Origin of the sequence: Winogradskyella costae, from assembly GCF_013403865.1 — a bacterium.
GTDB classification, from domain to species: domain Bacteria; phylum Bacteroidota; class Bacteroidia; order Flavobacteriales; family Flavobacteriaceae; genus Winogradskyella; species Winogradskyella costae.
Map to the genome: position 1 here is coordinate 162960 of NZ_JABFDK010000006.1, position 15608 is coordinate 178567.

13 protein-coding genes are annotated in these 15608 nt (G+C 32.8%); 1 reads left to right on the forward strand and 12 read right to left on the reverse strand.

Going from position 1 to position 15608, the window contains the following annotated elements; genetic code table 11:
* Positions 1–6: 6 nt before the first annotated feature.
* Positions 7–924 carry a tRNA (adenosine(37)-N6)-dimethylallyltransferase MiaA gene (gene miaA / locus HM986_RS13115; protein WP_179335543.1) on the forward strand — a complete coding sequence of 306 codons (918 nt, stop codon included), beginning with the start codon at positions 7–9 and terminating at the stop codon, positions 922–924.
* A 67-nt stretch (positions 925–991) separates the two neighbouring features.
* On the opposite strand, the gene HM986_RS13120 is transcribed toward miaA, so the two are convergent.
* The 12 genes from HM986_RS13120 to coaBC all read right to left on the reverse strand — a co-directional run bounded on the left by HM986_RS13120 (position 992) and on the right by coaBC (position 15599).
* Positions 992–1699: a response regulator transcription factor gene (locus tag HM986_RS13120; protein WP_020895995.1), complete on the reverse strand. Its 708-nt coding sequence runs from the start codon at positions 1697–1699 to the stop codon at positions 992–994.
* A gap of 9 nt (positions 1700–1708) precedes the next feature.
* The gene (locus tag HM986_RS13125; RefSeq protein WP_246288508.1) at positions 1709–3277 is read right to left on the reverse strand and encodes a sensor histidine kinase; all 1569 of its coding nucleotides are present in this window, start codon (positions 3275–3277) and stop codon (positions 1709–1711) included.
* Between the two features lie 72 nt (positions 3278–3349).
* On the reverse strand, positions 3350–3937 hold the full coding sequence (coaE, locus tag HM986_RS13130) for a dephospho-CoA kinase (RefSeq protein ID WP_179335545.1): 588 nt from the start codon (positions 3935–3937) through the stop codon (positions 3350–3352).
* A gap of 2 nt (positions 3938–3939) precedes the next feature.
* Positions 3940–4902, reverse strand: coding sequence for a YbbR-like domain-containing protein (locus tag HM986_RS13135; RefSeq protein ID WP_179335546.1), 963 nt, complete (start codon positions 4900–4902; stop codon positions 3940–3942).
* Positions 4903–4909: 7 nt separating this feature from the next.
* Entirely contained in the window at positions 4910–5911 is a 1002-nt protein-coding gene (locus HM986_RS13140) for a glycosyltransferase (RefSeq protein ID WP_179335547.1), read from the reverse strand.
* Positions 5912–6068: 157 nt separating this feature from the next.
* Positions 6069–8675, reverse strand: coding sequence for a T9SS-dependent choice-of-anchor J family protein (locus HM986_RS13145; protein WP_179335548.1), 2607 nt, complete (start codon positions 8673–8675; stop codon positions 6069–6071).
* A gap of 267 nt (positions 8676–8942) precedes the next feature.
* The gene (locus HM986_RS13150) at positions 8943–10343 is read right to left on the reverse strand and encodes a T9SS type A sorting domain-containing protein (RefSeq protein ID WP_179335549.1); all 1401 of its coding nucleotides are present in this window, start codon (positions 10341–10343) and stop codon (positions 8943–8945) included.
* A 231-nt stretch (positions 10344–10574) separates the two neighbouring features.
* Positions 10575–11396: an enoyl-ACP reductase FabI gene (locus tag HM986_RS13155; RefSeq protein ID WP_179335550.1), complete on the reverse strand. Its 822-nt coding sequence runs from the start codon at positions 11394–11396 to the stop codon at positions 10575–10577.
* Positions 11397–11447: 51 nt separating this feature from the next.
* Positions 11448–11708 (reverse strand): hypothetical protein, encoded by a 261-nt coding sequence (locus HM986_RS13160; RefSeq protein ID WP_179335551.1) that lies wholly within the window; start codon positions 11706–11708, stop codon positions 11448–11450.
* A 13-nt stretch (positions 11709–11721) separates the two neighbouring features.
* Positions 11722–13374 carry a DNA repair protein RecN gene (gene recN / locus HM986_RS13165; RefSeq protein WP_179335552.1) on the reverse strand — a complete coding sequence of 551 codons (1653 nt, stop codon included), beginning with the start codon at positions 13372–13374 and terminating at the stop codon, positions 11722–11724.
* Positions 13375–13507: 133 nt separating this feature from the next.
* Entirely contained in the window at positions 13508–14395 is an 888-nt protein-coding gene (gene porD, locus HM986_RS13170; RefSeq protein ID WP_179335553.1) for a type IX secretion system protein PorD, read from the reverse strand.
* Positions 14388–15599, reverse strand: a complete 1212-nt coding sequence (coaBC, locus tag HM986_RS13175) for a bifunctional phosphopantothenoylcysteine decarboxylase/phosphopantothenate--cysteine ligase CoaBC (protein WP_179335554.1) — start codon at positions 15597–15599, stop codon at positions 14388–14390. Before coaBC ends, porD begins: the two co-directional genes overlap by 8 nt.
* Positions 15600–15608: the final 9 nt, after the last annotated feature.

Below are 15608 nucleotides of genomic sequence, written 5' to 3' on the forward strand. Positions count from 1 at the left end.
ATTGTAATGTCTAAAAAGTTCCAAAACTATATAATTGCCATTGTTGGTCCGACTGCCATTGGTAAAACCGCTTTAAGTATAAAACTAGCGCAACATTTTAATTCTGAAATTATATCTGCAGATTCTCGTCAATTCTTTAAGGAAATGGCTATCGGAACAGCTGTACCTTCCGATGAAGAACTAAAGGCTGCTTCACATCACTTTATTCAACATAAATCAGTTAAAGAACCTTTTAATGTTGGTGATTTTGAACGTGATGCCATTTCAAAAATTGAAGAATTACATCAAAACAACCCGACTGTGATTATTGTTGGAGGTTCTGGCCTTTATGTTAAAGCAGTAACTATGGGTTTAGATTATTTTCCTGATGTAGATCCTACTATTAGAACGACCCTAAATCTTCAATTAGAAAGTGAAGGCTTATTACCTTTACAAGAACAATTGCAAAGTTTAGATCAGGAGGCTTACAACAGTATTGCGATAGATAATCCCAAACGTGTGATTAGAGCTTTAGAAATTTGTATCGGAACTGGTAAACCGTATTCTTCCTTTCTAACTAACTCTGAAAAGGATAGAGGATTTAAAACCATTCAAATCGGACTTAATGCAGACCGTTCTATTATCTATGATAGAATTAATCAACGTGTAGATATAATGATTGCAAACGGTCTATTAAAAGAAGCTAAAGCATTATTACCTTATAAAAGTCTCAATGCACTAAACACGGTGGGTTACAAAGAGTTGTTTGCTTATTTTGAGGGCGAATTCACTTTAGAATTTGCCATTTCTGAAATCAAAAAAAATACCAGACGTTTCGCAAAAAGACAACTCACGTGGTTCAGAAAAGACGAGTCCATTACTTGGTTTGATTATGAAACTGACGTTGAAGACATCTTAAACTACATACACACTCAAATTGAGTGATACACAAACTATATTAAAACAAAACATCCAACTCAATGAGTTGGATGTTTTTATATAAAGAACAAACTTATTTATTATTAATTACTAATCTGAAGCCTTCACCATGAATATTCAAAATCTCAACATTTGGATCTGGTTTTAAATATTTACGTAATTTTGCTATATATACATCCATACTTCTAGATGTAAAATAATTGTCATCCCTCCAAATTTTTGTTAATGCTAATTCTCTCGGCATTAAATCATTTTCATGTAATGCTAACAAACGTAATAATTCATTTTCTTTTGGTGATAGTTTAGATGGTTCACCTCCGTCAAACTTAAGGAAACGCAATTTAGAGTTTAAATCAAAACGACCAATCTTAAATTCGAATTGCTTACTATCTGCAACAGTATCTTTTGCCTTACGTTGCATTATAGCTTTAATTTTCATCAATAAAACCTCACTATCAAAAGGCTTATTTAAATAATCATCTGCCCCTACTTTATAGCCTTTGAGTACATCCTCTTTCATGGCTTTCGCCGTTAAGAACACAATAGGCACATCTTCATTTTTTTCTCTAATCTCTTTGGCGAGTGTAAAACCATCTTTGTAAGGCATCATAACGTCTAAAATACAAAGATCATAATCGTCCTTTTTGAACTTCTCAAAACCTTCCATACCATTTTTGGCATGTACTACGTCGTAATCGTTCATCATTAAATAATCTTTTAAAACAGTTCCAAAATTTGGATCGTCTTCTACCAAAAGAATTTTTTTATTTTGCTCTTCCATAATTCGTTTTTATGATATTAACGGCATCTTTATTATAAAAGTACTGCCTTTTCCTTTTTCACTTTCTACTGATATATGACCCTGATGGTCTTCTACAATCTTTTTAACATATGCTAAACCTAATCCGTGTCCTTTTACATTGTGCACGTTTCCTGTATGTTCTCTATAAAACTTTTCGAACACTCGTTTTGCAACGGCTTTAGACATTCCGTTACCTTGGTCAGCTATTTTCACAATGATATTGTTTCCTACATTTTCGGTATACACATCTATTTTTGGTGCATTGTCCGAATATTTAATAGCATTATCCAATACATTAACAATAACATTAGTAAAGTGTGTATCGTTGGCCAAAACTGATGTTTGGTCTGCTTTTAAATGCGTTTTTACGTAACCCTTTCTATCTTCAACAATCAACTCTACGTGTGTAATAGCATCTTCGACTAAGTCGTGTAAGTCTATACGTTCCTTACTAATATTAAGCTCATTTTTATCTAGCTTAGAAATACGCAATACATTTTCTACTTGTGCATGCATACGCTTATTCTCCTCTTTTATCATTCCTAAATAACGTAACACCTTTTCTTGGTCATTAATTATTTTAGGGTTTTTAATAGAGTCTAAAGCCAAATTAATAGTGGCAATTGGTGTTTTAAACTCATGCGTCATATTATTAATAAAATCCGTTTTTATCTGTGATATTTGACGTTGCCTTATTAACTGATATATAGCACTGGTATAAGCAATAATTATAATACCTGTAAATATTATTGAAAGAATAATCATCCAAAATATTGATGATATTAAATACTTCTTTCTTTCAGGAAAATCAATCCAAAGATTGTAACTGCTTTCATTATTGTTATCTAAAAATATTTTAATGCCATGAGCATCTGGTGTCATTTCAAAATTTTGAGACTGTACTTTGGTTGCAAGATCATTATCATAAATGGCAAATTCAAAATCTAAACTTACCCCTTCATCTTCTAATTCACGTCTTAAAAAAGTTTCAACCTGAGTTGCTGTAACACGATTATAAACCAATTTATCTTTTAATAAATCTTTAAAAGAATCTGAATAAAACTGCTTCTCAAAAGCATTTAAAGATGAATATTCTCTTATTCTAGTTTCTGGGTCTATTCGCCTTACACCATCTATAGTTGTAATATTATAAGTCTCGGTAATACGCTCACTATATAATTTACTGATACTAAAACTATCTGCATCGATCTCGTTAAACAAGGAAGGCACTTTAAAACGCTCTTCTAAAACCGTATTACGATGTACTATGGTCTTATCATTAACATCATCATCTTCTGCTATTAACAATTGTTTAATGATGGAAGAATCCATCTTATTCTCTTTGTTTAGATACGGTCCTATTTTATCGAAATAATTTCTAAGTTCATATTCCTCAATAGCTTTAGAAACATAACTTAGCGAACGCTTTACACTAAACGTAAAGTTTTTATCCTCATTAATTATACTGTTATTTATAAAAAATGACTGCACAAAAATAATTCCAATGAGAGATAAACTCATTAAAACTATCAATAACACAAATAGCTTTTTGCTCATCAGTCAAATTTAACATTTTAACATTTAGTATAAATTAGGTTTAACCTAACGTTAACAAATGAAAGTAGATAATTAACGTTTTAGTATTTTAAGTAGCATATTATGAATATTTAGCGCTTGCTTCTTAGCTTCTTGCAGGTTATTATTAACAATAACAAAGTCAGATTTTGCTATTTTGTCTTCATCAGACCATTGATTTTTCATAATAGCCTTAACTTTTTCTTTTGAAACATTGTCTCGTTTCATAACGCGTTGCGTTCTTAGATCTTCGTCTGCAACAACTGTTATTATATAATTGTATTGGTTTTGTAAATTGTTTTCAAAAATAATGGCTACTTCCTTTATAACGTATTCCGCATCTTGATTATTAAGCCACTGTTTAAAATGCGCTCCAACTTTAGGATGCACTACAGCATTCATTTTAGAGAGTAGAGTTTTATCATTAAAAATTTTTGAAGCCAAATAGGGTCTATTCAATGTGCCATTGACATACGCCTCTTCCCCAAACAATTTTATCAGCTTTCGCTGAATGATTTTTGAATTGTTCATTAGTTTTTTTGCTTCATCATCGGCAATATATACAGGGACACCGAATGATTTAAAATATTCTAATATAGTGGATTTACCACTCCCAATTCCGCCTGTTAATCCTACTATCATAACTAGAGTTCAATAAAATCTATTTGTTTTTGCTTTATATTGACATGTTTTATAAAACTTGGCTGCTTTACCACTTTTGGTATTAAAAAAGTTTGATTGTCTTCTAATTCAGCATAATTACATTCCACTTTAAAGTCTAAAGCTTTTATGGCGTCATAATTTTCTAAATCTACATAATATGAAAGCGTAACAGTTTTAGGAAAATAATTAATTACAATAGTTTTTGGCTGATTAGTAATTACAATTGGCACCTCTATTATGCCTTCGGTAAACCGTGTAACATTACCGGACACCTCTAATGTTTTTGGAAACACTTCCACATGTTGGTAATCAGAAACATCTAACCTCACAATATGTTGAATATCACTTTTTATATCATTTAATACCAACTCTTCTGTAGTAATAGCCTTTATTTTATTCACCTCTTCTAACGGCCCAACAACTTTTACGCTGTCTATGTTAAAACGAAATTCACCTTTTAAATCGTAACCAATAGCATAATTAATGGTTTTTTTAAATGTAACAGGAACAATCTTTGAAGCTCTTTTTGAGTACGCGATTAAGAGTGTATCAGGCATCAAAGAAATGACCTCATAAGCACTACCTAATTGACTCTCAATAAGATATTTATGCTTTACAACATCGAACACAAAATTGTTAGACTTTAAAGTCACATCACTTTTTGCATTGATATCTAACGTCTTAGAGTTGTTAAATATAAAAGGCATTAAGGAAAATCCTTTTGCTTCTACGTAGGCGTTAATATAGTTCGCAGAATCGTTCTTTACGAGTATCTCATCAGCAACATTAACTAAATTTACTTTTAATTCTATAGTTTGCTTATAGTCGTTCGATAATTTAGAGAAAATTAAAAATACAAATGCAACTACGAAAAACAGCGTAAACAGTTTAACGTTTTTCTTTTTTAAATGGTGCAATATATTTTCGTTCTTTTTTGAAGCCATTTTGAATTTAAAAAAATAATTGAGGAAAAGATTCTTCAGGTTTTCTTCCTAAGATAACCAAATTAAAAGTAGATTTCAAAAATCCATAGCCATATCCAAAAAATTGAACAAAAACGGCCAACAAAGCTTGAAATGCAACACTTAAATTTCGATTTGTAATTAATGCTAATATGAATGCTAAAGCGAAATATAATCCATAGAAATATAATAGCAGATGTATATGAAGTATAGCCATAAAGACGGAAACTATAAAACCCAAACTAAATACTGTAGGAAACCAATACACTATACTTTTAGAATTTGGATGCCACTGATTGAGAATAGGTCTAACCATACCAAATTTATAAACTTGTTTATAAAATTTAGACCACGATATTCGTCGTTTATGATACACAAAAGCAGTTTCAATTAAGGTCGTTTTAAATCCTAATTTTTGTAATCGTAAGGATAAATCTGGATCTTCGCCGGGATGAATTTTACCAAATCCACCTGATGCCAAAAACGCTTTCTTAGACAAACCCATATTAAAACTTCGTGGCTGAAAGTCTTCTACATTTTGCTTTCCTCCTCTTATACCTCCTGTGGTTATAAAAGAAGTCATCGCAAAATTTATAGCTTTCTGAAGATTAGAAAACGAACTATGAGCCGCATCCGGACCACCAAAACAATCATAAAATGACGCCTCTAAAAACGTTTTCACTTCTGATAAATAATTAGAAGGCAATAGCACATCGGAATCTAAAATGATAAAATAATTTCCTTTAGCCTTTTCCATACCATAATTCCTAGAATCTCCTGGTCCTGAATTAGGCTTAAAATGATAAGATATATTTAATTCATTATTAAATTCATTAACTACATTCTCTGATGTCTCGGTTGAGCCATCTTCTACAATTACAATTTCATAGGTATGCTGACCTTCAAAATTTGAAAAACTTTCTAAAAGTTCTTTAATCTCGTTTGGTCTGTTATAAACAGGAATAATAAATGAAAAATTAATGGCCTTCATAAGTTACAAAGGTAAATAAACCAAACGCAATTTTTAACAGTTACTGTCGCTTAAAATAAAGTTAAAACTCGGAAATATATAGAACAGAGTTTTGTTGATTTTAGTGCATAAAAAAGCCGCTAAAATAGCGGCTTTTAAAATTATGTAGTTAATAAGCTTATTGCTTAATCACTCTAATTGTTTCTGTAACGTTAGCTATAGTTACTTTAACAAAATAAGCACCTATTGCCATGTTAGACATATCTAAATCACTATCAACAGCATTAGGATTAGTTCTTAATACTTCTTGACCTAGCATATTATACATTGCTACCTGCTCTATCGTGTTCTGAGCGTTTAAAGTTAATGTATTTTTAACTGGGTTTGGATAGTATGTGAAAGCAGCTTCGCTTTCGTAGTTAATAGTACTTAATACTTGGTTAGTAGAGATATCTAAACAAAATGAACCTTGTCTAATATCACTATAACCATCTACTTGTACATAATATGTTTCACCAACTGTTACTGCTAAATCTGTAATTAGAGAATTCCAAGAAGATCCATTTGACAAAATTGTAACTCCTTCATCTTGACTACAATCCATTTCCACTAAACTACCTGGCATACCTGAATAAACAGCTAATTCAGAATCTAGTAATGTACCACCTGTAAAGTCTGTAGAAACATCAACGCTAGCAACACCTGCAGGAACAGTAAAAGTAAACCAAACATCATTATTTGCTGTTGCATCTTGAAAACACTCTCCTACTGTCTCTCCTGAGTCAGTTGCAGACAAATTAGTTGCATTAGTATTTGTGCCATCGCAATATCCTTCATCAACTGTAATTGCTATTGCAGTAGCAATATCGTCATTTACAGGAGGGCATGCTAGTTGTGTTAAAGCATCACTTGTTTGTACACAATTTCCATCATTTATATCTGATATTGTTATTATCACATCCGTAGCATTTACATATGGACCAAATGTTAGCATTGTTGCTCCTGTTGCTGATTGAGCGGCGCTACCTTGATCGTCAGTTACAGTAACAGCAGTAGCTGTTCCCATATCTGTAATATCTACTTCGATATTAAATCCACCACTAGTACCACAATCACTAACTACAGTATATGTAGCCGTTGCATTGGCACAAGTGTTTTCTGTAATATCTAAAGTGTAACCCACAGAATTTGGTGTTGCGAATGTAGAAATCACAATATAATATGTAGTTCCTCCAACAACATCTACACCTTCAATACCTCTATCAGCACTACCACTAGAACCTGCAAAACCTACACAAGCCGTTGCTTCATCCGTAGGACATCCATCCAATAAATGAATAGCAGACCACGTAGCTGTTAATTCTGTTAAATCTAAATTAATATTAGCATCTGCGCTTGGTGTATATGTATACACAACGTCATTTCCACTTAAATAATTAGCATTACAAACACTATCACCATTCCCGAAAAAATTAGTGTAATTAACAGTATCGTCTGTAGTGTTATATGGCAAAGTGTTTATAACAATTGGGTTTGCACAATCGTCACCAGGAACTGCTAAACGTGCTGTAACCGTTAACACACCCGATGGATTAGTCGTTGCATCCCATGCGCCTTCAAAACCTCCATACATATAAGGACCTGCGTTCAAAGTAAAACGACTCGCATAATAATAAGTTCCCTCGGTTAAACCAAGATCTTGCATAGCTACAGCAAATTGATCGTTGTTATTTCCTCCCTCTTCAGAGAAAAATGGTGCAATTTCCCAAGTCCAACCTGTACCAGATGGATCTGTATCTGTATCACTGTAACCAATCCACGCCTCAATACCTGCTGCTGCACCTGTAGTAGTGTCAGTTAAACCAGCTTCGTATACTTGTGCAAAAACCAATTGGTCAGCCGCTTCATTTTCAGGAAATGTTAATGTAGCAGGCCATTGTAAGTTATAATAATCTAATGTATTTGCTGCGGTTGGGCAGAAATCCAAAACTGAGTCTAACACAACATCACACGTATCCTCATTTTCATTTTCAAGCGTTAATACCACTGGTGTTCCTGCTGGAAATGGACCAACCGTAACCTCACCTGTTTCAGTCACCATTGTTGAAGCAACACCTGCATCGTTAGTGATTTCAAGATTTGCAGAACTACCTAAATCAGTAACATCTACTATAATAGAAAACTGTGAATTATCACAATCGTCAACGGCAACTGCGCTAGCAAATTCAGCAGCATAACAAGAAGGAACTGTATCACTTACAAAATCATCCACACCTAAACGATCTCTATCTGTCCCTGTTGCTCTTATAGCTACATAAACAGTTTGTCCTACATAAGCACTTAAGTCAAATTCTTTCTGCTCCCAAGAACCTGCAATTGCTAATTCTTCTGTTTGTAAAACAACACTAAAATCTGTATCTAAAGTATTTGATGCTGTGGATAGTCTCACCTCGTAAGGTTCTAAAAAGCCACTATTCAAAGATCTAACATAAAATGATACTCTATCATTTACACCTGCAGTAACAGTAATAGCTGGAGCGATTAAATAATCGTCATGTGCTACAGCATCATATTGAATTCTAGCAATATTAGTTCCAGAAAATGCAGAAGCACCTTGATTAAATATTGTCCAACCATCAACACCGCTCTCACCGACTCCTCCTAAGTTAATAACATTCCAACCAACGGGTAAGTCAGTACTTGCATCAAAATTCTCGGTAAATTGCGCATTAGACTGCCAGCAAAAGGCAACGAATGCAAATAACATTAATGTAATTTTCTTCATATAAAATATATTTTAGTTAGTAATTCTTTAAAAATATGTTAATTATTCATATAAATCTGAGGTTTAACTTTCAAATCGTTTAAATGCAAAAAAAAACGTTTAGCACTAAACCATCTATTTAATTTTAAAACGTCTAACATTTGAACTTGATTTTTTTTTTATTTTCAACGCTATAAATATGGCATAACTTAGAGATTCAATAGAGTCTAAAACAAAAAGAAGCCGCTAAAATTAGCGGCTTCCTGTATTTAATAAAGTGTTTAATGCTTATTGCTTAATCACTCTTATTGTTTCTGTCACATTTGCTATAGTTACTTTAATAAAGTAAGCACCTGTTGCCAAGTTAGACATATCTAAATCACTATCTACAGCATTAGGAGTAGCTCCTAATACTTCTTGACCTAGCATATTATACATTGCAACCTGCTCTATTGTGTTCTGAGCATTTAATGTTAATGTATTTTTAACTGGGTTTGGATAGTAAGTGAAAGCAGATTCACTTTCGTAGTTAACAGTACTTAATACTTGGTTAGTAGAAATATCTAAGCAAAACGTTCCTGTTTGCGTAGTATAACCATCTACTTGTACATAGTAAGTTTCTCCAACAGTTACAGCTAAATCTGTAATTAACGAATTGTAAGTATTCCCATTAGATAAAACAGTAGTACCTTCATCTTGACTACAACCAATTTCTACTAAATTACCTGGAATACCAGAATAAACTGCTAATTCAGTATCTGTTAATGTTCCTCCTGTAAAATCAGTAGAAACATCTACACTTGCTACATCTGCAGGAACGGTAAATGTAAACCAAACATCACTAAGCGCCTCTGTACCTTGAAAACAAGATCCAAATGCTTCAGCAGAACCTGATGTTTGAATATTATTTGCATTAGTATTTGTACCATCACAAAATCCTTCATCTACAGTAATTGCTATGGCTGCAGCAATGTCGTCATTGACAGGAAATACAAATGTGACAAATGTTTGTTCTGCACAATCAATTGATGCCCCTACACTGTTAAATGGTGTAATAGTTACATAATACGTAGTACCTTCTAATAACGCACCAATATTAGTCGTAGTAACATTACCTAATGTTTCAGAATAAACATCTGATAATCCAGAGGCAGTTCCTACAGCTACATCATAACCATCAACTATGCCGGAAGCTTCTGACCATGAAATATCACCTTCTAAAAATACATTTTCAGTTGCAGATAACATAGCATCACACGATGGTGGACTAGATGCATCAAAGCTAACTAATAAATCTATATCAAAAAATATTACATCAAAATAACCGTCAAGATCATTCGAAGTAAGCGTTATAGTAGAAAAACCCGTAACATCTAAGCCGTTAAAGTCAGCATCACATCCAGCAGGAATAGTTGTTCCGTCTGAGGCACCACCTATAACTGCTAAATCAAAATCATACCAATCCCCACAATAAGTTGTACCACCTGTTGCACTATTAAAGTGAACAGTAAATGTAGCTAATGAAATAGCTGTAATTGGGTCAGCACCATTAACAGTAATATCTGCGCTGTTAATTGTAAGGACAACCGCGTCATTATCTACTCCTGTAGTACCGAAATTTTGAATGACCTGAGAAAATCCTAGTAAGGATAGTCCAAAAAATAAAATTGAGAATGTAATTTTTTTCATAAAAATATATTTAAGTTAGTAATTCTCTAAAAATATGTTAAATCTTTAGAACATTGTTAGCTTTAACTATTCAATCGTTAAGATACATATATTAACGACAAAAAACATTACTTTAAATCTGTAAGTAATTTCAACCAATAGAACATTTCGTATTCATTAACTTGTAATTAAAAAAAAGCCTTTACATTAAATTAATGTAAAGGCTCTATTATTCTTCAGTATTTAAAATCTTTATTGCTGCTTATCAATAAAGGTCTCCAAAACAACGTCACTAACACCCATATTACTAAATCCGCCATCATTATAAAGATTTTGAAGTGTGACGCGTTTAGTTAAGTCACTAAATAAGGTAATTGTATAATTAGCACAATCCATAGCTGTAGCATTTCCTAGGGGAGACATTTTTTCTGCATATGCGATAAAGCCGTCAAAGCCTTTAACACCTGTCCCAGCAGTTGTTGGTGTTGGTGATTGCGAAATAGTGTTGACCCGTACTTTTTTATCTCTACCAAAGAAATAGCCAAAACTACGCGCCACACTTTCTAAATAGGCTTTATTATCTGCCATATCATTATAATCTGGGAACACACGTTGTGCTGCCATATAGGTTAAGGCTACAATACTTCCCCATTCATTCATAGCATCTGCTTTATAAAGCGTTTGCATAACTTTATGAAACGACATTGCAGAAACATCGGTTCCTTTTTGTGTCCAAGCATAGTTTTGATCCGTATAATGTTTTCCTTTTCTTACATTTATAGACATACCAATAGAATGTAATACAAAATCTATTTTGCCTCCTAGAATTTCCATAGACTGCGCTACAAGATTTTGTAAATCTTCTTCTGAAGTTGCATCTGCAGGAATAATTTGAGAACCTGTCTGCTTAGCTAATTCATCTATTTGTCCCATTCGTATAGAAACTGGTGCGTTAGTTAATACAAAAGTTCCTCCTTCTTCATGGACACGTATAGCTGTTTTCCAAGCAATAGAGTTTTCGTCTAAAGCTCCAAATATGATTCCTCTCTTTCCTTTAAGTAAGTTGTATGACATGTTTACACTATTTTTAGTTGATAGTTTGTTGAATTGCAAAGATTTAACGTGTTAATCTGTTCTGATATTGAGGTCGTCTATAATACGATCCCATTCATCTACCCAATTTCCGTCTTTGTATATGATAACGCCAAATTTTTTGTGGTAATATTTGTCCCCATTTTCTAACGTTTGATTCTCTGGAAAAATATAATCTGGAACACATTCACCATTAATAATGACATGCTTTACATCGCATGGGTCTTCATTATCTGCGCAAGCTAAAAACAAAAAACTCCCTATAAACAATATAATTGCAAAATAGTGTTTCATCTATTTAATTAAATCAGTTTAACAATTGTTTCGCGTGTGCCATGGCAGAATCTGTAATTGTTAGACCTCCTAGCATTTGCGCGACTTCAACTATGCGTTCTTCTTCGTTTAATTTTTTAAGTTGCGTGTGCGTAATATCGTCAATATCTGTTTTAAACACTTTAAAATGCGCATTCCCTTTTGCTGCAATTTGAGGTAAATGCGTAATTGTAAACACTTGCATTTTATGACTCATTTGCTTCATGATTTCGCCCATTTTATTTGAAATCTCACCTGAAACTCCGGTGTCAATTTCATCAAACATTATAGAGGGTAGCTGAATATACTCTGCCAAAATAGATTTAATAGCTAGCATAATACGAGATAATTCCCCACCAGACGCTGACTTTTTAAGTTCATTAAAGCTAGAACCTTTATTAGCCATAAATAAAAACTGTAAGCTGTCTTTTCCGTTTTTTACAAATTGTTTCGTTGGTTCTAAATCCACTTTAAACCTAGCATTTGGCATCCCCAACTCAGTAAGAATAGCCTCTAACTTAGATACAAATATTGGAATTACTTTTTTTCTATTCTTTGAAATCTTTAAAGCAATTTGATTTAATTTTTCGTTAGCTTTTAAAATCTCTTGTTCTTTATCTAATATGGTTTGATCTAAACTTTCAGTATCATTTATTTTAGATTGTAAATCGACCTTAATAACAATTAAGTCTTCAATCTCTGAAACGGAATGCTTTTGAAATAGATTGTTTACAATTTGAAGTTTACTATTAATACGTTCTAATTCTTGTGGGTCTGTGGATAAATTATCTTCTAGGTTATCAATTTCTATAAGCACATCATCTAGTTCAATTCCAACACTAATGATACGTTCTTTTAAAGACTCGTAAGGTTTACCAAAAGTTGCAATTTTTGATAGTTCTTGTTTTGCTGTATTAATCTGATCTATGACACCTAGTCCTTCTGCATCTAATATAGCTTTCGTACTACTGAGCTTCTCACCAATGATTTCTACATTGTTAAGCTCTTCGTATTGATTTTCTAAATCTTCGAGATTAATTTTCTCTAAATTAACTTCATTTAATTCATTAGATAAAAACAGATTATAATCGTACTCTTTTATCAATTCAGCTTTAGATAATTTCAATTCATCTAAAGTTTTTTGAAGTTTTTTAAATACACTCAATTCCTTAGAAAAGGCTTCTAAATTCAATTTATTATCCGCTAAAGCATCAATCACCTTAAACTGATAATCGTCTTGCGTTAACTGTTGTGTTTGGTGTTGCGAATGAATATCAATTAAATAGCTACTTAACGCTACTAAACTCTCTAAGGTTACGGGAGTATCATTGATAAACGCTCTAGACTTTCCAGATGCTAAAATTTCTCTTCTAATAATAGTGTGCACGTCATAATCTAAATCTAGAGTTTTAAATAGTGCCTTTAGATCGTAATTGGCAATATCAAAAGCAGCTTCTATAATGCATTTTTCTTCTGCAGTTTTCACCTGACTTAAATCGGCACGTTTCCCTAAAACTAAGGATAAACCACCTAATAAGATAGACTTACCTGCACCTGTTTCTCCTGTAATAATAGTTAAACCATTATTAAAAGATACGTTTAACTCATCGATGAGTGCGTAATTTTTTATGTAAAGTGATGTTAACAAGCGCTTAAATTTATTGTATTACAAAATTAAGTTTTTAAGGCTAAGTATTATGAAATAATAGTGGAAATATGTTTGAGCTATTAAAGCACCTCGGCTTGATGCAATGACTTAAAATACAGAATATAAATAAAGATTAATACTTAATATTTCTCCACTTTTGAGAATGCATTGGTGCAATCCTATTTAAGATATCCATTGCATCTGTAATATTAACGCTTGGTCCACCAGAAAGAATATCCATTATTTCATTTGCTTTGGCATCAAAGAACACACGCATTAAGAATGAATTTGGTCTTGCTCTATGCACTTTTTGTAAAGCATCTAAAACAGAAATTATTTGAGCCTTTCCTTCTTTTGGACCTTCACTCATAATATCTAAACCTTCAATATGATATTCATACATCGCTAATCTCATATTTTTAAAAGAAGGAGACATTAGATTATCTATTAAAGCAAAACGCGACTGTAAGCCGTCTTCTAATTTCCAACCCTGACCATTAAGTTGTTGTGAGTAGCTCGCTATAGTTTGCGCTTGACTGAAATACTCATCACCTCCATTAAGCTCAAACGTATCTGCATCTATTCCTAAAATCATATAGACATGAAATGACAACACCGAAATTAAGTTAGACTCAAACTGACTTTCATTAAAAACTAAATTCTGAAATTCTAAATATTCAAAATTAAAGTTTCTATCATTATAGTTATAAACAGGCGAACTGTACGTTGAATTAAAAATTGGTCTAGAAGAAGACACCTGAATCGACGCTGAAAACAAATTATTATTTTGTTCTGTTACATTAATTACCATACTACAATTAATGCGCTCTTGTTGACCATAATTATTTTTAGTCCACTTCGTATTATTTACAAATTCTGTAAGTTGACTCCCCAAGGTTTTAAATAAAATGTCATTTTCAGCTCCTGTTTGTTGTGCTATAACGGATACCGTACAGTTTAATTCTTGAGAAAATGTTACTGAGGTTATTAAAAAAGCAAATAATAAAATTAGGTTACGCATGGGTTTGTTTTAATATAAGGTGCATTAAATCTTTAGCAACATCTGCTTTTGATTTTAATTCATTTTCAATAACATCGTTAGAAGACGTTATAAATGTAACTTTATTTGTTGACACTCCAAAACCCGCACCTTTATCTTGTAATGAATTTAAAACAATAAGATCTAAATTCTTCGTTTTCAGTTTTCCTTTAGCGTGTTCTAATTCGTTATTGGTTTCTAGAGCAAACCCAACTAAATATTGATCTTTTTTTATCTCACCAAGGGATTTTAAAATATCCTTAGTTTTTTCTAACTCAATACTAAACGTTATTTCTTTCTTTTTTATTTTCTGATCAGCAACATTTCTTGGTCTATAATCAGCGACTGCAGCTGAAAGAATAGCAATGTTTGAAGTGTTGAAATGCTTATGCACTTCATTATACATCTCTTCTGCAGTTATTACAGGTTTAACCGTAACAAGGTGATGTGCGATTTCTTGATGTGTTGGACCTGTTACTAAAGTAACCTCAGCTCCCAAGTTGGACGCAGCCCGTGCTATTTCAAAGCCCATTTTCCCGCTAGAATGATTGCCAATAAAACGTACAGGATCTATGGCTTCGTAAGTTGGACCGGCAGTTATTAATACACGTTTCCCTCTTAAAGGTAACTTATCCAAAATATCATTTTCAATAAAATCAACGATTTCTTCTGGTTCTGCCATACGTCCTTCTCCAATTAAACCACTTGCAAGTTCGCCGGTTCCGGCAGGAATGAGTTTATTTCCGAAAGCGATTAATGTTTTAAAAGAAGTTCTAGTAGAATCGTGCTTATACATATCCAAATCCATTGCAGGTGCAAAATAAATCGGACATTTAGCAGAAAGGTATGTTGCTAGAAGTATATTATCGCAAACACCATTTGCCATTTTAGCCATTGTGTTTGCTGTAGCTGGTGCAATCACAAAAAGGTCTGCCCAAAGGCCTAAATCGACATGGTTATTCCATATTTGGTTATCATCTTCTTCATTTATAAAAGAAGAATACACCGGATGTTTTGATAGTGTAGAAAGCGTAAGTGGAGTTACAAACTCTTTAGAAGCAGGCGTCATAACGACTTTAACGTTAGCGCCTGCTTTTATGAATAATCTGACTAAATTAGCAGATTTATAAGCGGCAATACCAGCAGTAATGCCCAATAAAATATTCTTATCCTTTAGAATAGACATCTAAGGCTT

What these genes read in the sequence shown, in the direction of transcription:
- miaA (WP_179335543.1), top strand. Translation starts at nt 7, where the DNA reads ATGTCTAAAAAGTTCCAAAACTATATAATTGCCATTGTTGGTCCGACT.
- HM986_RS13120 (WP_020895995.1), bottom strand. Translation starts at nt 1,699, where the DNA reads ATGGAAGAGCAAAATAAAAAAATTCTTTTGGTAGAAGACGATCCAAAT.
- HM986_RS13125 (WP_246288508.1), bottom strand. Translation starts at nt 3,277, where the DNA reads ATGAGCAAAAAGCTATTTGTGTTATTGATAGTTTTAATGAGTTTATCT.
- coaE (WP_179335545.1), bottom strand. Translation starts at nt 3,937, where the DNA reads ATGATAGTAGGATTAACAGGCGGAATTGGGAGTGGTAAATCCACTATA.
- HM986_RS13135 (WP_179335546.1), bottom strand. Translation starts at nt 4,902, where the DNA reads ATGGCTTCAAAAAAGAACGAAAATATATTGCACCATTTAAAAAAGAAA.
- HM986_RS13140 (WP_179335547.1), bottom strand. Translation starts at nt 5,911, where the DNA reads ATGAAGGCCATTAATTTTTCATTTATTATTCCTGTTTATAACAGACCA.
- HM986_RS13145 (WP_179335548.1), bottom strand. Translation starts at nt 8,675, where the DNA reads ATGAAGAAAATTACATTAATGTTATTTGCATTCGTTGCCTTTTGCTGG.
- HM986_RS13150 (WP_179335549.1), bottom strand. Translation starts at nt 10,343, where the DNA reads ATGAAAAAAATTACATTCTCAATTTTATTTTTTGGACTATCCTTACTA.
- HM986_RS13155 (WP_179335550.1), bottom strand. Translation starts at nt 11,396, where the DNA reads ATGTCATACAACTTACTTAAAGGAAAGAGAGGAATCATATTTGGAGCT.
- HM986_RS13160 (WP_179335551.1), bottom strand. Translation starts at nt 11,708, where the DNA reads ATGAAACACTATTTTGCAATTATATTGTTTATAGGGAGTTTTTTGTTT.
- porD (WP_179335553.1), bottom strand. Translation starts at nt 14,395, where the DNA reads ATGCGTAACCTAATTTTATTATTTGCTTTTTTAATAACCTCAGTAACA.
- coaBC (WP_179335554.1), bottom strand. Translation starts at nt 15,599, where the DNA reads ATGTCTATTCTAAAGGATAAGAATATTTTATTGGGCATTACTGCTGGT.